Origin of the sequence: Natronogracilivirga saccharolytica, from assembly GCF_017921895.1 — a bacterium.
In the GTDB taxonomy this organism is placed as follows: Bacteria; Bacteroidota; Rhodothermia; order Balneolales; family Natronogracilivirgulaceae; genus Natronogracilivirga; species Natronogracilivirga saccharolytica.
This window is the reverse complement of sequence record NZ_JAFIDN010000011.1, coordinates 70,655-93,278: the sequence shown is the minus strand read 5'-3', so window position 1 is coordinate 93,278 and position 22,624 is coordinate 70,655. Positions and strand designations below refer to the sequence as shown.

Below are 22,624 nucleotides of genomic sequence, written 5' to 3'. Positions count from 1 at the left end.
ACAAGGCCGGTTTTCACTGTACAGCCGTTGCAGCAGATTCCTCTTGCTCTGTCACTTTGGATGCGGTATTCGGAATGGTAAAATAAAATGTTGATCCTTCTCCCTCTTCGCTTTCAACCCGGATTTCCCCTCCGTGCCTGGCCACAAAATTCCTGCACAGAATCAGGCCCAGGCCGGTTCCTTTTTCTTTGTGCGTCCCGACGGTAGAAAAACTCCGGGTCAGATCGAACAGCTTGCCCACCTTGTCTTCCGGAATCCCGACTCCGTTATCGCTTACAGAAACGCGAAGCGCCTCCGGGAGATTATCGACACTGACAGTAATTACACCATTTTCACGGGTATACTTGATGGCGTTTGAAATCAGGTTTCTGAGTACGGTTCCCAGCATATCCTGGTCAGCATGAATCTGAACATTATCCGGGATATGATCCCTTATATGGATGGATTTTTGTCTGGCGATATCAGCAAACATGAGAATAATCTCATTCAGGAACGTGCTGAGGTTGAAAGTTACAGGTTTATATTCCAGCCGGCCGGTTTGCGAGCGGGACCATGCAATCAGGTTGGAAAGCAGGTTCATGGTCCGCATGGAGAGTTTCTGGACAATTTCGGCGTGTTCGCCTATGCCCTCATAGTCCTGCTCTTTCACCTGACTGACAAGCAGGTCACTGAACCCGATAATAGCGTTAAACGGACTCCTGAGATCGTGTGCAATGATCGAGAAAAACTTGTCCTTGGTTGCATTCAGCGTCTTCAGCTCTTCGTTCTTTTTGTTGAGCTGTGATACGGTCTTTTCCAGCTGCGCTTTCTCCTTCATCAGCTGTCGCTGCAGGTTGGCGACATCCCTGTTCATCTGGTGCAGTTTTTCGTTCTGCTCAAACAGTTGTCCGGCATCTGCACCTCCCATAATCAAAATTTGGTTTCCTTTCCGGTATACGCGGGCACTGATGGATGCATTGACATAATCATAATCACCAAGGGTTACATAGCCCTCGAAAATCAGGTTTTCTTTCTGATCCGCAGAAATAAGCTGATCAAAAGTCGGATTGATCAACGTTTCGGAAGGATTTTCCCTTAACAGTGCTGACATGGCCTGATTGGCATAGAGCAGCGTTTTGTCTGTTGCAAACAGCGCCACACAAAGTGAGCGGGTATTTACGATCGCATCACCAACCTCCTTCGGCCACTCCGACAATATGGTATGGATCATATTGTAATACTTTTAATGAATTTTTCTGTGCTTTTGATATCCGGCTGATAGACCACGTGTTCAAATTGTGATATCGACTCTTTTCCGCCATGGCGGAAGGCCTGTCCCCCCACCATAATCAAAAGATCCGGAAACTCTTCCCGTATCATCGCAATCATGTTTTCAAGTACCGGCAGATGAAAATAAATACTCAGTGATATAGCCAGAACATCCGGTTTGTGCTTTTTGATGAACGCAATCAGATCACTGGCCGGAACATTGGCACCAAGAAAAAACGACTCCCATCCATGCATTTCGAATATGTCGCTGATCATTTTGATGCCGATCTGATGATATTCATTTTCCACGCATGCCACCACCACCTTTTGATTATGCTTTTCGCCAACGGCAATATCGTAATAAAACTCGTTAAGCACATGTTCAACTATGGCTGATGCCATATGCTCGGTTGCAACGGTAATCTTGTTTTTTTCCCAAAGTTCACCTACCTCATACAGCGATGATTTCAAAATATTCTCGTAAAGATCTTTAATGGATCCGCGCTGCGACATGTAGTTCCGGGCAAAAGCCAGACAGCCACTCCTGTTTCCCTCAAGTAACATTTCCAGGAATGTCTTGCTTGCAAATGAATCCGGTTGATCCGGCATCAGCTGATCTTCAAAGCTCATGGTTTTGATATGCTGGTAATCGGTAATAACTATTCTATTTTCTATTGCTATTCAAGGTTTTATATAATGCTTCCGCCCATTTGGCTACAAGAACAGCACGTTTCCGCAAGCATATCCACAAAAACGCCGGATCACTGCATAAAGTATGTGCAAGGGAATGCCTTCACGTTCAAAAGTTTCAATTTTCTGCTCAAAATGCTGCAGGACGCTGTTGCCGGGGCATGATGAATACTGAAAATAAGTTATTTACCTGCCGGTTGCTCCCAGTCTTATTTTTTTTATCTTGAGCATAAGTAATTGATAAATAACACCGCATCAATAAAGTCCCTATAAAACACAACATGTGACAAAACAGGGCGGCACTGAAAGTGGTGCCGGAGGAAAAGCGATTACCGCAAATGCTTTTCGCCAGCAGGTCAGAATACGATAACGGGATTGTCTGACTGCACACGAGAGACCAGAGAAAGCAAACTCATCCCCCGGTCCGCCTGTTTTCCCGGATCAGCTGCTGCATTATGCTGCCCTTCATTTTAAAAATCAATAAATCATCACTCATGCCCTATGCCACATTTCAAATTGCCCGATACACACATTCTGATTTCGTCCTTCCTTTTGCTGTCATTTTTCACCGCATCCTGCGGAATTTTTGACAGTGATGACTCAGACGATGATTTCGAAGACGGAATCAGTGTCGACATCCGCGAATTTATCGATGACCAAACTCTGTCAATACTGGAAGACAGTCTGAAAATGCCTATCCACCGGGGCGACAGTCCTCCCGATGTAATGTCCGTGCTGGGCAGCGATAATTCCGGCCGGGAAAGCGAGATCCAGTCTGATGACCTTGAGGGCCGCACCGTGGTTATGAGTCCCATGCAAATGGTTGAAACACTCGTACCCGGTGAAGAGCCTGGAGACCGCTCATTTGTGGATACCTACTTCCGTATGCGCAATCTGGATATGGACAATCTGACAATTGATATCGATCGCGGACAGGTCGTTGCCGAAACCGCCACCGGAGCCGGAGGGTATATCATCGGCGACGACATGGAATTTACCATATTTGCTGAACTTGAACAGGACAGGGATGGTGATGTGGTCGTCATCAGCGAAGTTTTCAGTGGCGAAGTCACCCCGGATGGAATTCAAGATCCGCACCTCGCCATCATTATACTGGATGATGCCGACCGGGATGATGTTATTCCGGAGGGAACCGGACGCTCTTTCGATGACGGACAGCAGTTTGCAGAGCTGACCGAATGGCCCGAGGATTTTGAGGTAGAGGAAACTGATGAATCCGTTGAAAAACTGGAAATAATACAGATACGCCGTTAACTCAGAGGAGGTAAAAGATGAATGACTTCGTCAGGCTACAAAATATTGCAGCCCGGGTGACAAGTGCCGTTTGTCTGCTGATTTTAATGGCAGTGGCACCATCCGCACCGGCACAGGATGCCGCCGGTCCCGAACAGTGGCAGCAAGAGGTGTGGGAAGAACTCTCAGATGAACTCACTTCCGGGTGGCAGTTTCACGATTTCTTTCTGACGGTAGAGCCATCTGAGAATCTCGAAACCCTGCACATGTCCCGCATTGAATCAGATTCCGACGACAATATCTGGGCACTCGGCGGGGCCCGTACCATGGCAGGCGATTATGAGGGATTGCTGTTCCGTTACCAGGACGATGAATGGGAGGTCGTAGACCGGTTTGAAATCGCAACCGAAGACTCATCTGTGATAAAGGCGCTGCCTCTTCTGGTGGTCTCACAGTTTAACGTTTACTACTCTGACGGATACAACCTCAGAAGGTATTCCCATGGAGATATCCTTGAATATACTCCGGAAAGCTCCGGAATGCCCGAACCGGCCTATGAAGATGAGCAAATGGTGGATATTATCCGGGACGAGGACAATGTGAACTGGATTTTGTACAGCTATCCAAGGCTTGCTTCTTTTGGCGATCCGGAAGGGGATTACGAAGTTTACGATTACGAAAACAGCGCAATGCCGGAACCGGATGAAGATCCCGGAATCGGCACGGAGCTTCCGGCCCGCCATCTCGCGGTCACAGAGGATTCACTCTGGATCACCACCCATCGTGACGGCGACGGACTCATCCGGAAATACAATGACGACTGGCAGGTGTACACGGCGGAAAATTCGGATCTGACTTCCGATCTGGTCGTTTCCCTGCTGGACGGGCCGGACGGGTCGCTCTGGATCAGCACCATGCCCGGTGAGGCAGGCGAAGGCTCACTGTCGCAGCTGGATTCCGGTCAATGGGATGTGCATACCACTGCTGACGGCCTTCCCTCTGAAGAGAACCGCATCCACGCCATCGAAGATAACGGTTTTGTCTGGGCCGCATTCGGCTCCGGCGGATTCGGAAGCGATGAGGATGACCCCGGTTTCGGTTTCCTGGCTGAATACACCGGAGAACAATGGAACACCGTTGCCCAAACAGATCAGTACTTTCAATATCTGTCATGGATGACCATTGATGACCTCCAGAACAAATGGCTCGCCGGTACATTCAATGTCATCGATGGCGGTGCAGGCAGCCTGAATCAGGTTTACCTGGAATTCACCGACACACCGGATCCGGAGTCGCATTACGAGGCCGGTGATGAAGTGACCCTGAGCTGGGACGCCGGGCCCAGGGTCCGCAGTACAACGCTGAGTTACCGGATTGATAACGAACCCCGGCAGGTGATAGAAGCTGGAATGGACACTTCCCAAACATCACGCACATTTGAACTGCCGGCACCCGATCAGCACACCGGTGACATCACTTTCCGGATTTCCTACGATGACAATGATGACATAAGCGACGAATCCGAACCCATACCGGTGATCAACCCCGACGAACCCTTTTATCATCTTCGCACGGAAAATCCCGACGGCTCATTCACACTTTACGATCCCATGCGGGATGGATGGAATTTCAGTAACACCGAGGCCAACATGTGGCCGGAATCAAAGTGGGATGATATTGAATACGAAGGACCTCTTTCCAGGAGGCCTTTCAATGGCGATCCCTGGATGTTCCCAAGCTTTGATTCTCTGATCCGGGCCTTTGGAGAGGATGATACTATTACAGGACATACTCCCATATTCAACAATATTATCCCGACACTCCGGGCCTCGATTGCCTGGCCCGTGCTCACCAACATGGGATTCAACGGAGTCTGCCACGGATTTGCCGTCAAAAGTCTGCTGGCGTTTTCAGACGGATTTAGTGCGCTGGACTCCGTAATTGAGGAAGACAGTCTGTACAAACAGGAACCAACTCACGAAATCCGGAAAAATATCAATACGGCCTGGGTTCAGCAGTGGTCACGGGACCATTTTATTGAAAATTTCCTGAACACCCTGAACAGGAACTTGCTTTGGGATCTGCTTGACCTGATTGAAGACGGGCAAAATGTGACGCTGGATGACTTTCTGGATGTGGATCTGTACCTGGCATCACCATCCCAGACGCTGGGCGACATACGCGACATGCTTGACACTCCGGCCGATCAGGAATATCAGCGGGCACTTCTTATGTTCCCCGAAGGGGATGTGATGGGAGCCCATTCTGTTCTCGTTTACAAGGCTGAGCAAAGTGAATCGGATCCCGATATCTGGAGACTCTACATCCACGACAGTAACCATCCGGATAATACTAACACTTATGTGGAAGTCGATCTGGATGAGGATTACTACAGCTATACCGAACCTGGAGGCAATGTTCGCTTCGAAGGAAATCACGGACTGTTCCTGAGCGACCGGGTCATTGGCTATGCATCCGAGTCGACCCTGCTTAAACAGAAAACCGTCGCAGATCAGGACAATCCGGTCGATCAAATCGACGATCTTGACGATGTCGGGTTTATGTACACATTCTTCGGAAATGAAAACGACATACGCATTACCGACGAAATGAACAATGAAGCATCCCTTCAAAATGACCGGACCACCAGCGACATTCCCGGATCATTTCCCATTGTGCCGCTTGTCGGTGGCGAACAGAATCCCATGGGGTACTTTCTGGTCGATGTGGAATATGATGTCGAACTGAGCTATCCCAATGGTGGTGAGGGACTTTTTCAAACCTTTTCCGGTGATACCGTGTACACCTACCGCAATCACGACGGTCAGCAAGATACGGATGACCGCCTGCGCTACGGCAACTCGATTTCGGTATATGGAAACGACCACGAGTTCGACATGGAGGTCATGGAAGACAACGACACCCGGCAGCGAATGTATGCCCTGCGGGATGTGAGCATCTCTGCTGAAGATTCTATTGATTTCCAGCTGGAAAACGACGGCAGACTTGCTGTATCCAACTACGGTGAGTCGACCGAACTAGATCTCGAATTGCGCACTGATTACAGTGATACCGATTATTTCCGGCACGAGGGTGTGACCTTTGAGGAAGGCAGTGCCTACCGGGTGGAAATCGATGACTGGGATGAGCTGCAGGACCAGGAGGTCACGCTACATGTCGACTCCGATATGGACGGGAACTTCGATGAGTCGCAGACGCTTGAAAATGTGGCGACATCCGGCGAGCAGGGTTATGAGCCGGATACGCCCGACGAGTTCGGACTCAAGCAGAATTATCCCAATCCGTTCAACAACCAGACCACAATCCGGTATGAGCTTCCGGAGGCATCCCACGTAGAGCTGGTTATCTATGATGCCCTTGGCCGGCACGTGCATACGCTTGTCGACGAACAACTGGACGCCGGAATGCATGAAGCGCAGTTTGATGCCGAAGGCCTGTCCAGCGGCGTGTACGTCTATGTCATGCGCGCCGGGGATTATGTTGCATCCAAAAAGCTCCTGCTGATGAAATAGAACCGGCAGTTTGCCGGCTGCGACCCGGCCTTACTTCAGCATAGTTTCTGACACTAAACACTGTCCGGAAATGTGACCCGCATTCCGGACAGTGCCATTTTCCGGACAGCACCCGCTTTCCAAACAGTGCGGAACGGAGGGCGATTTTTATTCGGCAACAATAAAAGAGACTACGGTTTTCGTGCAACCTTCAGTAAAAATACCTGAAGACGTCCGAATACGATCTTCATGCACACCTCCTCCGTGTACCCGGCGTTTTCAAATGCGGATACCCAGGATCTTTTTCGCGGCGTAAGCGCAGTGACTTCGTGAATGCCTTTCCGGGCGCAGGCAAGTGCAAAGTTTTTGTATATCAGATCGATAACGAAAGGCCTGCCGATCCGCAGCCCGTACGGCGGATTGGTTATCACACACCGGACGGTATCATCCGGCAGGTAATTCAGTTTTTCAGCAATTCCGTGATGGATGGTCACCTTGCCCCGAAGACCTAAATGATCAATATTGGCCTTCATCCCGTCAATACTTTTCATAAACCGATCGGCGGCATGGATTGCTACGCCGCACGGGCGGACGGACTTGCCGGTGATTTCCCGGAATGTCCGGGCGATGGCTTCCTGATCAAGGAACATCAGGTTCCGCAGCAGAAACCGGTCAGGATCATCATAGCTTCCAGCTGCCCGGCCGGTACACATCAAATGAGCTGCCAGCGGGATGGTGCCACCGCCGGCAAAAGGATCCAGAAATCCTCCCATCGACTGCCAGGATGATACCCGAAGCAGCGCAGCTGCCAGCGCGGGCTTGAGTCCGGCCGAATGAATGAAGGGCCGGGGCATCCGGTGATGCAGTGGTCGGCCGGATGTATTTATCATCAGCAGCAGATCCTTATCTGACAGCTCGGCCACGAACTGGACATCCGGGTCATTTAGATGAACCCAAGGTCGCTGGTCTTCCGGGCAACCGGCAAATTGCCGGGTAATGGCTGTACCTGTCTCCCGTCCGATATCCTGAGAGATGAAATCATGCGTGCCCTCGCGTTTGCCCCACACACCGAAACGCTGCCCGGGCTTGAGAAAGCGGGTATAGTCGATGCTTTCTGCGGCCTGTCGCACCTCTGTGAGTCCGGAGACCCGGAACCGCGCGAGAAGCAGGTACACCCGGCTGATGGTATGCACCTCCATATTCAGCCTGGCCAGATCGGTTTCGGTCACATCCGGGATGTAGAGCTTGGATCGTTTCAGAATTTCGGGCCTCCATCCAAAAGACCTCAGCTCCTGCGCAGCAATACCCTCCGTCCCCCGCTCACAGGCAACCACTACCTCACATTTTCTATTCTGATTGGAATACAAACGGATACAATGTTTTGTGTTTTGCTGCTGATCACTTTTCAGGAACAGCCATTTATCTCTGCTTGTTGAAGATAAAGAAACAAATACAGTCAGCTGCAATGTTAATTAACGGGGTTACATTATGTTCAGAGAAGCGAAACTGTGTTTAGAACAGTGAAATTTTTCCTTTTCCTGTTTACTTTTTCATCCATTGGAATCGACGCATGCGAAGAACAGCCCGAAGATCCAACTGACGGTAAGATGTTTGACGAAGAGGTACCTCTACCAATGGAGGGCGTAGAGGATCTGATATTCCAGAAAAAAACCTGAATTACAATAGCAAGTCGCGTTTTACATTTACCGTAATTATCATTTAGTTAATCCGGAATCGCCGGCAACAAGCGTTCCGGGCGTACATATGCTATAAATTGATAACAAGAGGAGGGAGTATGAATTGGTACCTGGAGGTTTTGAGGAAATATGCGGTCTTCAGCGGATGGTGGCTGTTTATCTCCCTGATTCCGCTCATTGGCGCCATCGTACTGATTATTTTCATGGTGCAAGACAGCACGCCGGGTCAGAACCAATACGGGCCGAATCCGAAAGAGATGACATTGTAAAAACAGTTGGTGCGGGAGTGCCAATAAAGCATCAACAAACCCGGTCCCGAGGGCGAAGATGGTGTAATATTTGGTTTATTGGTTTATCTGTTTTCTTTTTGAAGATTGTAATTGCATTGAAGAACACCAAGATGATTATCCAAAACATCAATTTTCAGGAACATCAATTTACAGGCCCTTGACTGCAACGATTCAATTTTTAGTAATATTAAACGCTGTTTTTTTTCTACTCTACGGGTTTCAGGCCTTACATTCCCGCAGGATGATAGAGGAATTCAATCGATTCGGCCTGACTGATACGCAGCGCAAACTGACAGGAGGTTTGCAAATAGCAGGGTCAGCCGGCCTCCTGACCGGTTTCGTTTACCCACTCATTGGTCTGCTGGCATCTGCAGGATTCACTGCCATGATGTTTCTGGGCTTCATCGTTCGCATAAAAATAAAAGACAGTTTTGTTCAATCTGCACCCGCTCTTTTTTTTATGCTGATTAACGCCTGGTTGACGATCGCGTTTTACGAACTTCTGAAATGAGACATCAGATTTTTCAAACGAGACTTCAGAGAAGTGCAATAACGAGTGAAATAACCAGAAAAGTAAAAGCCGGAAATGACTTCTTAAGAGGATCGCCGATTTTTATATGCATAGAGACCGCTCCCAGCATTAAAATGGCGATTCCATAAGCTGCAATGGCTTCAAATTGTGAATAATAGATAGAAATCAGGAGCAGAAGAGCAAGAACGACCTTTATTGAACCAACCACCCACATAAACCATACCGGGAGTCCATAGGCTTTGAACTCCTCCTCGATATTATTTGCATCACCGCCTCTCCACGATGTGGATTTTTTTGAACGGACAAGCCAAACGTTGAGAATACTCAAACCAACGATTAGTTTTAAAACTATCATCAAATATTCCATAATCAAGTTCCTTTAGTCGTAACTGACGGTTCTTTGTGTTGAGAAACGCTCGTAAGAAATGCCTGTCTGGCTCGCTGATACTGTACCACTCGTGCTTCCAGAATATAAAAAACATTCTCTCAGAGCAAGATAAGAGATTGATATCTCTTTACAGACCTGTCACGGAAACAGGGTTACATTCAAATTACCTCCGGTCCGGTCCCACCCTTCCGCCGCAAACAAGTCTCCTTCCGCATCGGCAACCAGTTTTTTCATCCGGTTGGAAGACACCGGCGGCATCATTCAAAATCCGGGCAACTGCAGGTTCTTTATCACGTGACCGATGCCAGCAAGGTCCAAAATGATATACATTCATTAGGTCAGGCTAGAGTAACGCGAAACCTGATAAAACTTTCCACATACATTGCCTCAATTTATAAAAATTTGAAACAGATAATGGGTACATTTACTAATATATTTTTATTTAATAAATGTCACATATGCAGCTTACTATAACCAGAAAAAAGAGCACTTTTCTCCCAGATCCCAGAAGGGTCATAGCTCGCTTTCTTTATACTTCCGATGAAAGAAGCAAAAATATTATCCGGAAGATATTGGCAATGTCGGACAGTGAGATCGGCGTTGAATTAAATCAGGTGCTAAGAGAGTTTTCCAAGCGTCACAGAAATATTTCAAGAACTTTAGGAATACATTTCAACAAATTGTCGAACTTATTTGATGAATTGGGAGTAGAGAAGGAAAAGATTGGCTCATCGCGAAAGGCACTGATAGGTTCCTGTTTTACAAAGGAATATTCTATAGAATCAGCTGCTTTTTTCAATCCGTCTATTGTAGAAGATCCCTATCAATCGAAATTGGCACCGGGTGAAAAAAGAGTGATTTTAAGTTTCAGGGCGACTGGTGAAGGGCACATATCATCTATTGTCTTTCGTTCCGCTGTTATAGACAGGAATGGCAATATGAGAGTCGAACCAGTCGGGAATATGCTGGCAGAAGCAGAACGAATCAAAAGGCATAAATACAAGAAAAAAACTTTTATAAATGAACTAAAGGAAATGTATGATATCGAAAATGACATTTCTTCCGTATTTGTACTGGAAAATCTGAGCGACCTTTTTACTTATGGTGATTTAAAAACAGCCGTAGAAGAAACAAGAAGAGTGCACCAGCTTTCATCCAGCAAGGAATTGATTATCAATCAAATGATGTGGCTGGCCCGATCACATTATGAAATTGACTTTTCACTTGATTCAGCACTGTCCGAAAGAGTTATTTTCCCTATTGGCAAAAGTGAAAAAAGTGGTATTGAGGATGCCCGTTTTGTCAAATTTACTGATGATAACGGTGAAGTAACATACTATGCGACATATACTGCTTATGACGGCAAAACCATATTATCGAAGCTGCTTGAAACCAAAGACTTTTATCATTTCAAAGGGATGCCTGTCCATGGTGAACTTGTGCATAACAAAGGCATGGCATTATTCCCGAGAAAAATAAATGGAAAATATGCCATGCTCTGCAGGACCGATGGCGTAAATAATTACATATCTTACTCAGATAATATCAATATCTGGAACGAAGCTACACTGATTCAGAAGCCGGAGTACCCCTGGGAGCTGCTACAGATTGGGAATTGTGGTTCGCCCATTGAGACAGAAGAAGGATGGCTGGTAATCACGCACGGGGTTGGACCCATGAGGGAGTATGCATTGGGTGCATCATTATATGAACTGGATAATCCTGAAAAGGAAATAGGCAGACTGAAGACTCCATTACTGACACCCAACGCGGATGAACGAGAAGGATATGTGCCCAATGTTGTTTACTCTTGCGGATCCATAATTCACAACGGATATCTCATTATTCCTTATGCCATGTCTGATTATGCATCCACCTATGCTACGGTTGATCTGTCGGAACTATTGACCGAGCTAAAAAAACCGAATTAGACGCCTTGTGCTGCTGGACCCCGTGCAGCCACAACCTATCCTGTTACGACTTCTCCTGTCACGACTTGTCCTGCCACAATCTGTCCTGCTACAACTTGTCCTGCCACAATCTGTTCTGCTACAATCTGTCCTGCTACAATCTGTCCTGCCGCAACCTGTCCTGCTACGACTTGTCCTGTCATGACTTCCTATCCAAAGCTTTTCTGTAAACCTCCATATACCCTTCAACCATTTTTGATTGGCTGAATTTTGAAGTCGCATATTCCCGGCAAAACTTCCGATTAATCAAGGGTATTTTTTTTATTGCGGCTACTGCTTCGTCAATATCATGTACTAAAAAACCGGTCTCTCCATCACGGATCAGTTCCGGCATGGAGCCTTTGTTGAATGCAATAACGGGCGTACCGCACAACATGGATTCCGCAACACTCAGCCCGAAAGGTTCCCTGAAACGGATCGGATGCAGCAGCGCATACGCTTCCCCAATGAGCTGGTCTCTCTCCTTTGGTCCCGAATTACCCACATAAATGATATCATCATCATTGATGAATGGCTGAATCTCACGGTCAAAGTATTCCTGATCCTGGATAATACCAGAAATGATCAACTTTCGCCCGGACTCTTTTGCGATCTGAATAGCTTCAGAAGTCCCCTTGTCAGGATGGATCCTTCCGAAAAAAAGCAGATAATCTTTTGGTCTGGGTTGGAATGAAAATTCACTGGGATTAATTCCATTATAGACGGTGGCAATATAATCAAGATCCGGGCTGCGGTCAGAATCACTGATTGAAACATAATGACAGGTGTTATCATACTTTTTATAGACGGGCAGGATTTTCGGGGAAGAAAATCCATGAATGGTGGTAACCATCGGTGTGCGGATCAGACGCGACCAGGTGAGCGGAAGAAAATCGAAATGATTGTGGATGATATCGAACTTGTCAGCCTGCTCCATCAGATGACTTATATGGAGGCACTCGGACACTTTCGGATCCATTTCAGGGTGTTCCGCATAGCCGTATTCACAAACAGACTCCAGCTTGCCTTTTGTGATTGAATCAGCAGTGGCAAACAACGTGACATCCTCTCCCAGTTCAATCAGCCCTTCGGCAATATTGGAAGCCACCTGTTCCCACGGCCCGTACTTACGGGGAGGAGTTCGCCAGGCGACGGGTGACAGTATGGCTATGTTCATTGGTTGAAAGTTGAAGGTTGAAAGTTGAAAGTTGAAGGTTGAAAGTTGAAAGTTGAAGGTTGAAAGTTGAAAGTTGAAGGTTGAAAGTTGAAAGTTCTTAAAGTGTAAGGTTTGCAGGGTTAAGAGCTCTTAGGGTAGGGCGGGTAATTGTTGAAAGTTGAAAGTTCTTAGAGTTCAAGGTTTGTAAAGTTGTCAGACCTAAAGGAGAGGGGTGGAGATGAGGATAGACCGTTTTGAGGAGATTAAATCATGGCAGAAATCAAGGGAGTTAAGTCTTTTGATTTACAAACTGTTTGAAAGAAGCAATGATTTTGGATTTCGGAATCAGATAGAAAGAGCATCCGTTTCTATTATGAATAATATTGCAGAAGGATTTGAACGTCAGACGAATAATGAATTCAGATATTTTTTATTTGTCGCAAAAGGCTCCAGTGCGGAAGTCAGGTCCATGCTCTACCTCGCAAAAGACATGGGAAGTATTTCAGATAATGATTTCAAAAAGCTGCAAGAAGTGACAATAGAAATATCCAAACTACTATCAGGCCTCATAAAAAAACTCTAAAAACCTTCAACTTTCAACCTTCAACTTTCAACTTTAAAAACTTCCAACCTACCTCGGGTTATCCAGACAGTGATCAACCAGTTCTTCGATATCTGCTGTTCCCACGCACATCACACTGTCGGCGCCACCCCAGTAGATTTTTATACTTCCGTCATCTTCCGGGACCACCCCACAGGAGAACACCACATTATGCACATAACCGGTAATTTCATATGTTTCCTCCGGTTGCAGAATCCACTCATCACCTATAGCAATAATTTGAGAAGGATCTTCGAGATGATGCAAAACAACGCCCAATCTGTAAACGCATCCATCCATGGTAGGAAATACGCCGTGATAAATGTGCAACCAGCCCCGGGGAGTTTTGATCGGAGGGGCCCCGGGCCCAATTTTCATTTCGTCCCAGTGGTACTGCAAGGGCTTCATGACAATTTTGGATTCACCCCAATATTTCAGGTCAGGTGACCATGAAATCCAGATGGACCAGGGCGATATTTCAGAATGCGGCCGGTCTAGCCTGGCATACAATCCGTTAAACTTTTCCGGAAAGATCACAACATTACGGTAATCAGCTTCTGTTATCAGTGAAAAGCGTTCAACCGTATCAAAATCTCTGGTTTTTGCAAGACCTATACGCACACCATGCCGGGAATAAGCACTGTACGTTATCAGGTACTCATCCTCCAGAAAAACGATCCGGGGATCCTCCACCCCGTACTCCTCGTATTCCTTGAATATTCCTTCGACGGCAGGAACCATGAAGGGTTCCTCATCCACTTCAAAATGAAACCCGTCATCACTGACCGCTTTACCCAAAATGCTTCTTCCGTTTCGCCTGTGGGCACGGAAAATCATGATGTATTTACCGTTGCATTTTACTACCCCTGCATTATGCACGGTAGTCACCGGATAAGGCACATCATCCTTTGTGAGGATCGGGTTATTATGATACCGTTTAATAGACATGTTTTCGATTATTTGACAATCCTGAAAGGTTAAAATAACCAACTTTCAACTTTACAAACCTTCAACTTTCAACTTTCAACCTTCAACTTTCAACTTTCAACTTTCAACTTTCAACTTTCAACTTTCAAATTCCTCAAATGCCTGCAGGACGGTCAAGTGCGAAATCAAATATGCCAGTGAACTTTCGGCACCCTGGTTTCTGTTAATCCCATATCTCTCAATACCATCGCAGCAGCCTTTGGTTTCAAAATCAAATAAGCTCAGCCGTATATCATTTTCACCAAGGAACCACATGAAACAGGTGAATAATTTTTTCAGGTAATCTTTGTCATTCGTTACATGAAATGCCTGATGATACATTAAAACCATTGCAAGGGCATCTACAGGCTGTTGGGCGTACATCGAACGTTTACCCTCTTTTTTAAACCAGTTTTCATTACCAATAATCGACAAATATCCATCCTTGAGGCTTTTTTCTGTAAGGAAGTTCATGGATTCCATTGCCACCTCGTATACCCTGTCGTCGTGAAGTATTTCTGCCGAATGTAAAAGAGCAAGTGGCAGCATTCCATTATCGTATGCCAGCAAGCTCTCAAACCATCTCCAGTCGGGCGTTCTGACTTCTTTATAGTGATGGATTAATTTTCCGGCAAGATTGCGCAATCGCTCGGTCATTGCGTCATCACCGGGATTGCTCTTCAGATAATAGCTGATACCTATCATTGTATTGGCAATGGCTCTGATAGATTGCAGTTTTTCGAAATTTGGGGAAGCATCAAAAAACACCAGTTTCCCGGTTTGGTAATACGCATCGCTGGGAGCTTGGGCAAGCAGAAATCCGAGTGCCCAGATGGCTCTTCCGAAGGAATCTTCAGAACCTGTTTCATCCAGAAAACTACGGCTGAAACTGAGGAAATTCCTGAACGTCCCGTCTTTGTTTTGCATATAGTGGATATAGCTCATGTATATGGGGGCCAATTCCAGAGCAAGCGTATCCTTTTTTTGCCGATATGCCATAAGAGCCATTACTAAAGCTCGTGCATTATCATCCAGGCAGTAGCCTTCTTTCAGGTTGGGGATACCAAACTTTGCATGCTGAATGATTCCCGTATCGTCGGTTAACCGCTTGATGTGAGCCAGTGAAAATGGAGGAAGCACAAGCGGGTCAATAGCGGCCTCTTTTAGGGGCAAAGCTTTTGGCTTGCCTTCAAGAATTCTTTCTGCAAGTGCAACATATTTTGCACCCGATTTTGGCCATGTAATGGTTCTGCCATAATCATGGGCCTTTTCACGCAGATCCATTCGTGCTTTCGGATTATCCAGCAGATCCATAAAAATATTTGAGAGCTCATCAGAATTACCAAAGTCGAAGAGCTTTCCTCTTCCATCCGCCAGTAATTCCGCGGCATGCCAGTACGGCGTTGAAATGACAGCCGATCCGACTCCTATGGCATAGGCAAGTGTTCCGCTGGTAATCTGAGCTTCATTCAGGTAGGGAGTAATATAGATGTCGGATGCGGAAAGATATTTGAACAGCTCCTCCTCGTTGACAAATTCATTCAGAAACAGAACATGGCCATCCAGTCTGAGGCTCTTCACCAAACGCTGCAGGTAATTTCGGTATTCTTCACCGGATTGGCGAAGGACATTCGGATGCGTTTTGCCTAATACCAAGTATAATACTTCCGGATGCTTTTCAACAACCTTGGGCAACGCATTTATTACGGTTTCAATCCCTTTATTCCGGCCTATGAAACCGAAAGTCAGGAGAAACTTTTTATTGTCGAGCTTGAACTCTTTCTTGCTCTGGAGCTGGTCGAACTGAATGTCCGGCACCCCGTGTTCGATATACTCGATTTTTTCTTCATCCACGTCGTATATCGTTGTAAGAAACTCAATGGCTTTGTGGCTCATTACAACTACTTTGTGCGCCATTTTGCATATTTCCTGCAATACCGCCTTTTCGTTGTAAGAGGGCGTTTTCAGGATGGTATGAAGCGTTACGACAAGGGGGATTTCCAGCCGGTAAAGCAAGGGAAGGATATAAGCTCCATTTTGTCCGCCATAGATTCCGAATTCATGTTCAAGAACACAGAGATCCGCCCCGCTGATGTTTATAAACTTTGCCGCCTTCAGATAATCGCGTTGATGCTCCTGTCGAATGGTCAGTTTGACTTCTTCGGGATAAGTATATGTTTGCTCATGGTCGTTCAGGGCAATCACCAACCCTTTATTGAGCGTCTCTGATTCATAATTTGTAACCGTGGAATTGAAAAGGTTTTGGGTAAAGGTACCAATACCGCACTCTCTTGGGGGATATGTTCCGATGTATGCCAGTTTCATCTGCTTACCGTTTTTGATTTATTACGTCATGCCGTACCGCGAGTATTCCCGAAAATCAGTATCCCGTCAACTTTCCGTCAGCGTTTCATTACTATCGGATCAGAAACCTGAAATGTATTTATGAACGACATGAAGTGCTTTTGACGGTTCAAGTTCAAACAGGAGCAGATTCATATGTTTTCAATTACTTTGAGGTCCTGTCCGTAAAAGCATGGATTGGCGTCGGTTACCTGACTATAATTTGGAAAACAATCGGAAAATAACTGTCGATAAAAACAGAATATGGACAAACCCCGGCAAAGTAGTGTTACAATTCTCTGCATTTTTGTTACACAGGTTACAGATTTTCACCCTTACACATGTTACAGATTTTCAGCAATAGGATATCCAGAAATGCTTATGACGATTTAAACATATGAGTAAATGAACGTAACATGGGAAAAGATAGTTATGATGCTGAGAAACCGTAAAACATATAACATTTTCCTGATACATTTGTAACAACTTACAGATCAGGAAACATTATCTTTATTTTTGAATGAATTTTGGATAAAGCCCGGTAAGTAAAAGTGCGCATCATGACCATGCTCATCTGACATCCGGTGTTTCCAGGCTTTCATGTTACACATCCGGATGGAGTACCTCAAAACCATGAAACAAAGACCAAGAGTCACATTTGCAGGAAAAGACAAAAATATCTTTTTCAAAACGCTGAAAAAGAGAGTTGACCGGCATTTCAAAGATCGCGGCATTTCCAGACATGCCAATGCCCAGATGGTGGTGAAGACCATTGTCATACTGGCCGTCTACACCGTCCCCTTCATCTACCTCCTCTACTTCCAACCGCCCTTGCTGCCGTCGCTGGTGCTGTGGCTTGTCATGGGCACAGGCATGGCCGGTGTGGGTATGACCATCATGCACGATGCCATCCACGGCGCGTATTCCTCCAGCAGCGTTGTTAACAAAATGCTGGGTTTTACGCTCAATCTGGTGGGGGGATCAAAGCACAACTGGCGGCTGCAACACAACATTCTGCACCATACCTACACCAACATCACCCACATGGATGATGACATTGCCGACAAAACGGTACTCCGTTTTTCACCGCACACACCCTTGAAATGGTACCATAAACTGCAGCCGGTGTATGCGTTCTTTTTCTACGGCCTCCTGACCCTTTACTGGGTCACCCTGAAGGATTTCGCACAGTTTGTCCTGTATACCAGAGATGGAGTGAATCCGAATACACGCTTCCAAAATATAAAGCTGCTGCTCGGAATCGTCACGATGAAGGCAGCCTATTTCATTGTGCTTCTTGGAGTTCCCACTCTGATCGGCATCCCCTTTTCCCATGTAATATTCGGTTTTCTGTTGATGCACTTTGTCGCCGGGATCATTCTCACCACCGTTTTCCAGCTGGCCCATTCGGTGGATGAGACCGAGTTTCCGGTTCCGGATGATGAAGGCAAGATCCAGAATGCCTGGGCCATCCATCAGATGGAGACCACCGTTAATTTCGCTCCAAAAAACAGATGGCTTTCCTGGTATCTTGGCGGATTGAATTTCCAGGTGGAACATCACCTTTTCCCTGGAATATGCCACGTTCACCATCCGGAGGTTTCCGAAATCGTCAGGGAGACGGCCCGGGAGTTTGATATCACCTATCAGGAACATGAATCACTGGCCGCCGCTTTGAAATCACATGTCAGATACATGATCCGTATCGGAAAGCTGCCCAGCTTGAACGACGGGATCGGGTAACAGAGCAGCATTGACTCATAGTACAACTTACTCTCAATACCGTGCTGCCGCCATAAAAATTACCTTGTCAACAATACCGATGAACAGACAGGTAAACAATACCAGATGGCTGTTACTAAAACAGCTTCAGTTCATATCTCGCATTCAGCTGATTCATAAGGACATACCTGAGCTGATCGATAGATAGATCTTTGAAGTTTTGGTTATATACGTCCTCAAATTGTTTTTTGGCGAATCTCAGAGGAGCTTGAAATGATTTGTTTTTTGGGGACAAGTGAGCTGTATCCCTGAGAGAGTCGTAATATGCTCTTTGGGCAATTCGGCCTCCCGGATAATCAAATCCTTTTTTGGGTTCAATATAACCGGATATTCTTTCGTCGGATTCCTGAAGCCACTGGATGAACTCGTTATGGGTATCCGGCAGGATGGACAATCGATTTTTAATTCGGTTCTTTTTCAGGACGGCATCATTCAGATAATCCGGATCATTGCATATGTTAAGGTACTCCGATACATAGATGTCTGGAAGAATCGTTTTCAAAAACTTCAGGGTGTCTTTTCGGGCAGGGGTAAAGTGCTGTTCCTCATCAAATTCCACTATTCTTGTTCCCAAAACCGGATGACCGATGACAAGTCCGTCAACATAGCGGGACAAGCTTGCTGACGAAAAAGATCCGTCAGAGTTCAGGGCTTGCAATATACTCTTGTAGCAGTCGATAACGTGATGATCAAAGTCGTAGTCCAGATAGTTATCAGACAGAAATACATCTGATTGGGTTATTGGTTTGCCAATACTTTTTGAAACGATGAATTCCTTGCCTGCCAATGCTGAAAATGCTTGGAAAAACCGGGCCTCATCTTTAGTTCTCTTTTTTTTGGTCCCGGCAAGAGTCTTCGGTTTTGGGATATCCGTTCCATCCGCAGTTGCTTCTTCGCCGGGTCCCTGAATGCTCTCCTGCTCGATATGCTTATCCAAAACATCCAGGATAGCGGCGGCAGGTGACTGGCTGCGGCCCGAGATGTACTTTTTGGCAATGGTTGGGTTTCTTACATCTTCATGCACATACAGGTCATACAATTCATCTATATGGATTTCTTCCGGGGAAAATTTTCCCCGCCGGATAAACGTGACGTACCGGCCTTCCACACGAATGGCTCTGTACGTCTTTCCCGTTACGCTGGTTGCTGACGATATCAGATTCAAGCGTCGGATAAATTCATTTTTTGTCAGTTTCATTATGACAGTTTTTGGATGTAAGGTCTTTCATAACAACTTGTTTTTACCATTTACAAGGCTCGCATCGCTTGCTCTGAAACCACCGAAACGTGATAGTTACCTCAATTAACGCTACCTCAGCTCCAGTCCATCCTTCCAATAAACACGCCAGGGCAGCCATCCGCCATCACCATAAAACAAATCGGGCGCGTTTTTGCTGCTCACAAGTTTGAACTTGAGGTTGCTTCTGGTTGCTTCAGATTAATCTCGCGTTACTTCAAGTTATTTCATGTTGCTTCAGGAACAGCTTTATGCTGCTTCGTGTTACTTCATGAAATTTAATGTTGCTTCAGATTGCACCAAATTGCTGTCAGGTTGCTTCAGGAACAGCTTCATGAGCAGTATAAGAATATTGGCGACAACCGGCAGTTCCTGTTTTAAGCAAATGCACTTGTTGCCACACCAATTTCTGGCTCGATAAACTTGAGGAAACGGGAAGCTTACACTATTTGTATGAAGAAACTGCCTGCCCGCAGCAGGGCGAACTTGTACGTTGCATCCCTTGCTGTCCCTGGATAGCAGGACGAACTTGCACATAGCGATCTTGCTGTCTCTGGAGACAGCAAGTTGGTCACTATGCGCGTATCGAGACGTGTCATGATGGACAATGTAACAAAACACCGACAGGAGTCATAGGTTCTGGATCACAAAGTTACACCTATAATTTTTTTCTCAATCACCCCAAAACCCTCAGCAAATGCTTCAGCTCCTCATCCGGTAGTTGAAAAGGCATGGCTGTAAGCATTAAACGGATATTTTGACCGGAGTGCCCCAATTCGGCTTCGTGAATGTGGCGATTGCGGCTGACCAACGAAAGCCAGGTTTCACGGGTGCATGGGTACATGAGACAACAAATAATCGATTTTCTGTCTGATGTATCGAATAAATATTCGCCAGAAGAGTTAATTGCACCGATCACTCCCGCCTCGTGCGTCACCGCATAAGCCAAAATCTGGTGCACATCATGTCGATGCCGATTGCGAATCTCCTCTTCGAGTCGCATCCAGCTATCCACATTCAGATCCTCCCAGTGGTCCTTATACTTGGCATCCACAATACAGCTGACCTCGTCCCGCTCGATGATGAGGTCAGGCATCAGATAACGTTGCGAGCCGGTGATGGGCGGATCCCAATGAATCGGAACGATGGTCTCGCGTGTGCGGCCGCGTTTCTGGAAAATTTTGAACAGGAAGATGCAACATTAACAAGGCTTTTTTCCCACGATTCAAGATTCGAATAAGTACCGCATCCCCCCGGGCTTATTGCACACAAAGATCATTATGATCTATTTTAAATGACCATTATTATTTTATAATAGTCATTATATGAAAAACCATACCATATCCGTCACCGAATTCAAGGCAAAATGCCTGGATATTGAGCGCCGGGTGCACGATGAGGAGGTTTCCTACACCATAACAAAGCGCGATGAAATCGTTGCGATCCTGCAGCCCGTTGAAAAGGCGCAGGGGCATGAAAATCCGCTGAAAGGCTCTGTGGTCAATGAGGGTGATCTCATCTCTCCGAAGCCGCCCGCGAGGTAATCGCATCGGCCGACGAGCTGGCCGTGAGCGCTATTTCGCTCGGAGCCACCCTGGTTACCACCGACGATCGGATCAGGATGTACAGGCACGTGCGCACTCTATGGTGAAAAAATCCCACCACAACACCGGAAAATCAATTTAAAAAGTTGTTGGAATGACACCGGTCGCGCTGCCAATTAGCGATTGGTTAATACACCTCATATAGCTACTTTTTCACATTGTCGCAGAAATAATCCAGTCCAGTAATGGCATTAAAACCAGCTGTTTGAAACCACCCCAATGAACACCGTTTTCACTATCGGGATCTTCCTCTGTTTCTTCCTTCAGTTTCTGCTGCTGACCAAAAAGAAGGCGCCCACATCCGACCGGATCCTGGCCGTGTGGATGTTCGTGATCGGCCTCCATCTGTTCAGCTACTATCTCTACTATCTGGGATTCTGGGAGAAATATCCGCACATGTCCGGCATCCACCACCCTTTCCCCCTTCTGCACGGCCCATTTCTGTACCTTTACGTGCTTTTTTCCATGAAAAGCGACCAGCGTTTCCACTGGAAGAACTATCTGCATTTCGGACCGGCGGCGCTTTTCTATATCTACATGATCCCGTTCTTTTTTTTCTACTCCGCGGAAGAAAAACTGATGGTAAATCACGGGGAGTTGGATGACTATACCGCCTTCATCATCTTTTCGCTGTTCGCGTTCTTCGCCTCCGGCATCGGCTATGCCATTGCTTCCTACCGGCTGCTGGGCTGGTACGAAGACCTGAGGAACCAGAATTTCGCCTACAAGGAATCAATCGACCTGAGCTGGCTGAAATATTTCATCTGGGGCATCGGGATGATTTTCCTGATTTCCGGTATTGTGGTCATGCTGGAGTGGGGGCTGGGGGTACACTTCGGATTCAACACCGACCTGGTCCTGTACGTGCCGCTCGTCGGCTTCATCCTGTTTCTGGGATACTCCGGCATCAGGCACAGGAATGTTTTCGCTGATGGAACCAGCCAGATCCAGCAGATAGTGGAACCGAAACCTTCCGGGGAGTACCTCAGGTCGGGACTCAAGGCGGAACTCGCGCAGCAGTACCACGGGAAACTGATTGCGCTGATGAACACGAAGAAGCCCTACCTTGAGCCGAAATTGTCCCTCGGCAACTTGGCCGATGAACTGGGGATCACCGCCAACCACCTTTCGCAGATCATCAATCAATACGAGGACAAGAACTTCTTCGATTTTGTCAACACATACCGTGTGGAGGAGTTCAAGCAGAGGGTCGCCGATCCGGACAACAGCAATTACAGCATCCTTGCCATTGCACTGGATTCCGGATTCAACTCCAAGTCATCCTTCAACCAGGTGTTCAAAAAGATCACGGGCAAAACTCCGACCCAGTATGTGTCGGATGCTTAGGAAATGCACCGGAAACTCAGGCATGAGT

Annotated in this window: 19 protein-coding genes and 1 pseudogene; 11 read left to right on the top strand and 9 right to left on the bottom strand. The window is 46.6% G+C overall.

Annotated elements, in window-relative coordinates; all coding sequences use genetic code 11:
* Positions 1-13 precede the first annotated feature (13 nt).
* Both NATSA_RS12835 and NATSA_RS12830 read right to left on the bottom strand, forming a co-directional pair.
* On the bottom strand, positions 14-1,210 hold the full coding sequence (locus tag NATSA_RS12835; protein ID WP_210513004.1) for a sensor histidine kinase: 1,197 nt from the start codon (positions 1,208-1,210) through the stop codon (positions 14-16).
* The gene (locus NATSA_RS12830; RefSeq protein WP_210513003.1) at positions 1,207-1,878 is read right to left on the bottom strand and encodes a cobalamin B12-binding domain-containing protein; all 672 of its coding nucleotides are present in this window, start codon (positions 1,876-1,878) and stop codon (positions 1,207-1,209) included. Before NATSA_RS12830 ends, NATSA_RS12835 begins: the two co-directional genes overlap by 4 nt.
* 561 nt (positions 1,879-2,439) lie before the next feature.
* Between NATSA_RS12830 and NATSA_RS12825 the strand changes: the two genes are divergently transcribed.
* Together NATSA_RS12825 and NATSA_RS12820 are read left to right on the top strand one after the other, a co-directional pair.
* Positions 2,440-3,213 (top strand): hypothetical protein, encoded by a 774-nt coding sequence (locus NATSA_RS12825; protein WP_210513002.1) that lies wholly within the window; start codon positions 2,440-2,442, stop codon positions 3,211-3,213.
* Between the two features lie 17 nt (positions 3,214-3,230).
* Positions 3,231-6,725: a T9SS type A sorting domain-containing protein gene (locus NATSA_RS12820; RefSeq protein ID WP_210513001.1), complete on the top strand. Its 3,495-nt coding sequence runs from the start codon at positions 3,231-3,233 to the stop codon at positions 6,723-6,725.
* Between the two features lie 170 nt (positions 6,726-6,895).
* Here the strand turns inward: NATSA_RS12820 and NATSA_RS12815 are convergent, their stop codons facing one another.
* A complete protein-coding gene (locus NATSA_RS12815; RefSeq protein ID WP_210513000.1) occupies positions 6,896-8,071 on the bottom strand; it encodes a THUMP domain-containing protein in 1,176 nt (391 codons plus the stop codon).
* Positions 8,072-8,224: 153 nt separating this feature from the next.
* Between NATSA_RS12815 and NATSA_RS12810 the strand changes: the two genes are divergently transcribed.
* From NATSA_RS12810 to NATSA_RS15500, 3 genes and pseudogenes are all read left to right on the top strand, one after another.
* Positions 8,225-8,380 carry a hypothetical protein gene (locus NATSA_RS12810; protein ID WP_210512999.1) on the top strand — a complete coding sequence of 52 codons (156 nt, stop codon included), beginning with the start codon at positions 8,225-8,227 and terminating at the stop codon, positions 8,378-8,380.
* Positions 8,381-8,541: 161 nt separating this feature from the next.
* A pseudogene (locus tag NATSA_RS12805) lies at positions 8,542-8,670 on the top strand (DUF805 domain-containing protein); the annotation flags it as partial.
* Positions 8,671-8,740: 70 nt separating this feature from the next.
* Positions 8,741-9,202: a DoxX family protein gene (locus NATSA_RS15500; protein WP_210512997.1), complete on the top strand. Its 462-nt coding sequence runs from the start codon at positions 8,741-8,743 to the stop codon at positions 9,200-9,202.
* A 25-nt stretch (positions 9,203-9,227) separates the two neighbouring features.
* Here NATSA_RS15500 and NATSA_RS12795 read toward each other — a convergent pair whose 3' ends face one another.
* Complete coding sequence (locus NATSA_RS12795; protein ID WP_210512996.1) at positions 9,228-9,590, bottom strand: DoxX family protein; 363 nt, start codon at positions 9,588-9,590, stop codon at positions 9,228-9,230.
* A gap of 479 nt (positions 9,591-10,069) precedes the next feature.
* Here NATSA_RS12795 and NATSA_RS12790 point away from each other — a divergent pair, with 479 nt between their 5' ends.
* Positions 10,070-11,542 carry a glycoside hydrolase family 130 protein gene (locus tag NATSA_RS12790; protein ID WP_419539892.1) on the top strand — a complete coding sequence of 491 codons (1,473 nt, stop codon included), beginning with the start codon at positions 10,070-10,072 and terminating at the stop codon, positions 11,540-11,542.
* A gap of 78 nt (positions 11,543-11,620) precedes the next feature.
* Positions 11,621-11,788 carry a hypothetical protein gene (locus NATSA_RS15850; RefSeq protein ID WP_210513039.1) on the top strand — a complete coding sequence of 56 codons (168 nt, stop codon included), beginning with the start codon at positions 11,621-11,623 and terminating at the stop codon, positions 11,786-11,788.
* Here NATSA_RS15850 and NATSA_RS12780 read toward each other — a convergent pair.
* Complete coding sequence (locus NATSA_RS12780; protein ID WP_210512994.1) at positions 11,721-12,737, bottom strand: glycosyltransferase family 4 protein; 1,017 nt, start codon at positions 12,735-12,737, stop codon at positions 11,721-11,723. The genes NATSA_RS15850 and NATSA_RS12780 overlap by 68 nt on opposite strands.
* A 217-nt stretch (positions 12,738-12,954) precedes the next feature.
* Between NATSA_RS12780 and NATSA_RS12775 the strand changes: the two genes are divergently transcribed.
* Positions 12,955-13,299 (top strand): four helix bundle protein, encoded by a 345-nt coding sequence (locus NATSA_RS12775; RefSeq protein WP_210512993.1) that lies wholly within the window; start codon positions 12,955-12,957, stop codon positions 13,297-13,299.
* A gap of 48 nt (positions 13,300-13,347) precedes the next feature.
* Here the strand turns inward: NATSA_RS12775 and NATSA_RS12770 are convergent, their stop codons facing one another.
* Together NATSA_RS12770 and NATSA_RS12765 are read right to left on the bottom strand one after the other, a co-directional pair.
* The gene (locus tag NATSA_RS12770; RefSeq protein ID WP_210512992.1) at positions 13,348-14,265 is read right to left on the bottom strand and encodes a glycoside hydrolase family 130 protein; all 918 of its coding nucleotides are present in this window, start codon (positions 14,263-14,265) and stop codon (positions 13,348-13,350) included.
* A gap of 117 nt (positions 14,266-14,382) precedes the next feature.
* Entirely contained in the window at positions 14,383-16,608 is a 2,226-nt protein-coding gene (locus NATSA_RS12765) for a glycosyltransferase family 4 protein (protein ID WP_210512991.1), read from the bottom strand.
* 633 nt (positions 16,609-17,241) lie between these two features.
* Here NATSA_RS12765 and NATSA_RS12760 point away from each other — a divergent pair.
* Positions 17,242-18,369, top strand: coding sequence for a fatty acid desaturase family protein (locus NATSA_RS12760; RefSeq protein ID WP_210512990.1), 1,128 nt, complete (start codon positions 17,242-17,244; stop codon positions 18,367-18,369).
* A gap of 115 nt (positions 18,370-18,484) precedes the next feature.
* Here the strand turns inward: NATSA_RS12760 and NATSA_RS12755 are convergent, their stop codons facing one another.
* Positions 18,485-19,606 carry a hypothetical protein gene (locus NATSA_RS12755; protein WP_210512989.1) on the bottom strand — a complete coding sequence of 374 codons (1,122 nt, stop codon included), beginning with the start codon at positions 19,604-19,606 and terminating at the stop codon, positions 18,485-18,487.
* Between the two features lie 715 nt (positions 19,607-20,321).
* Positions 20,322-20,741, bottom strand: coding sequence for a CHRD domain-containing protein (locus NATSA_RS12750; RefSeq protein ID WP_210512988.1), 420 nt, complete (start codon positions 20,739-20,741; stop codon positions 20,322-20,324).
* Between the two features lie 229 nt (positions 20,742-20,970).
* Between NATSA_RS12750 and NATSA_RS12745 the strand changes: the two genes are divergently transcribed.
* Together NATSA_RS12745 and NATSA_RS12740 are read left to right on the top strand one after the other, a co-directional pair.
* Positions 20,971-21,189, top strand: a complete 219-nt coding sequence (locus NATSA_RS12745; protein WP_210512987.1) for a type II toxin-antitoxin system Phd/YefM family antitoxin — start codon at positions 20,971-20,973, stop codon at positions 21,187-21,189.
* A 279-nt stretch (positions 21,190-21,468) separates the two neighbouring features.
* On the top strand, positions 21,469-22,596 hold the full coding sequence (locus NATSA_RS12740) for a helix-turn-helix domain-containing protein (RefSeq protein WP_210512986.1): 1,128 nt from the start codon (positions 21,469-21,471) through the stop codon (positions 22,594-22,596).
* Positions 22,597-22,624 lie beyond the last annotated feature (28 nt).

Bases quoted from the DNA above. Each gene is read 5' to 3' on its own strand.
- NATSA_RS12835 (WP_210513004.1), bottom strand. From the start codon at position 1,210: ATGATCCATACCATATTGTCGGAGTGGCCGAAGGAGGTTGGTGATGCG.
- NATSA_RS12830 (WP_210513003.1), bottom strand. From the start codon at position 1,878: ATGAGCTTTGAAGATCAGCTGATGCCGGATCAACCGGATTCATTTGCA.
- NATSA_RS12825 (WP_210513002.1), top strand. From the start codon at position 2,440: ATGCCACATTTCAAATTGCCCGATACACACATTCTGATTTCGTCCTTC.
- NATSA_RS12820 (WP_210513001.1), top strand. From the start codon at position 3,231: ATGAATGACTTCGTCAGGCTACAAAATATTGCAGCCCGGGTGACAAGT.
- NATSA_RS12795 (WP_210512996.1), bottom strand. From the start codon at position 9,590: ATGGAATATTTGATGATAGTTTTAAAACTAATCGTTGGTTTGAGTATT.
- NATSA_RS12790 (WP_419539892.1), top strand. From the start codon at position 10,070: ATGCAGCTTACTATAACCAGAAAAAAGAGCACTTTTCTCCCAGATCCC.
- NATSA_RS12780 (WP_210512994.1), bottom strand. From the start codon at position 12,737: ATGAACATAGCCATACTGTCACCCGTCGCCTGGCGAACTCCTCCCCGT.
- NATSA_RS12775 (WP_210512993.1), top strand. From the start codon at position 12,955: ATGAGGATAGACCGTTTTGAGGAGATTAAATCATGGCAGAAATCAAGG.
- NATSA_RS12770 (WP_210512992.1), bottom strand. From the start codon at position 14,265: ATGTCTATTAAACGGTATCATAATAACCCGATCCTCACAAAGGATGAT.
- NATSA_RS12765 (WP_210512991.1), bottom strand. From the start codon at position 16,608: ATGAAACTGGCATACATCGGAACATATCCCCCAAGAGAGTGCGGTATT.
- NATSA_RS12760 (WP_210512990.1), top strand. From the start codon at position 17,242: ATGGAGTACCTCAAAACCATGAAACAAAGACCAAGAGTCACATTTGCA.
- NATSA_RS12755 (WP_210512989.1), bottom strand. From the start codon at position 19,606: ATGAAACTGACAAAAAATGAATTTATCCGACGCTTGAATCTGATATCG.
- NATSA_RS12750 (WP_210512988.1), bottom strand. From the start codon at position 20,741: ATGCCTGACCTCATCATCGAGCGGGACGAGGTCAGCTGTATTGTGGAT.
- NATSA_RS12745 (WP_210512987.1), top strand. From the start codon at position 20,971: ATGAAAAACCATACCATATCCGTCACCGAATTCAAGGCAAAATGCCTG.
- NATSA_RS12740 (WP_210512986.1), top strand. From the start codon at position 21,469: ATGAACACCGTTTTCACTATCGGGATCTTCCTCTGTTTCTTCCTTCAG.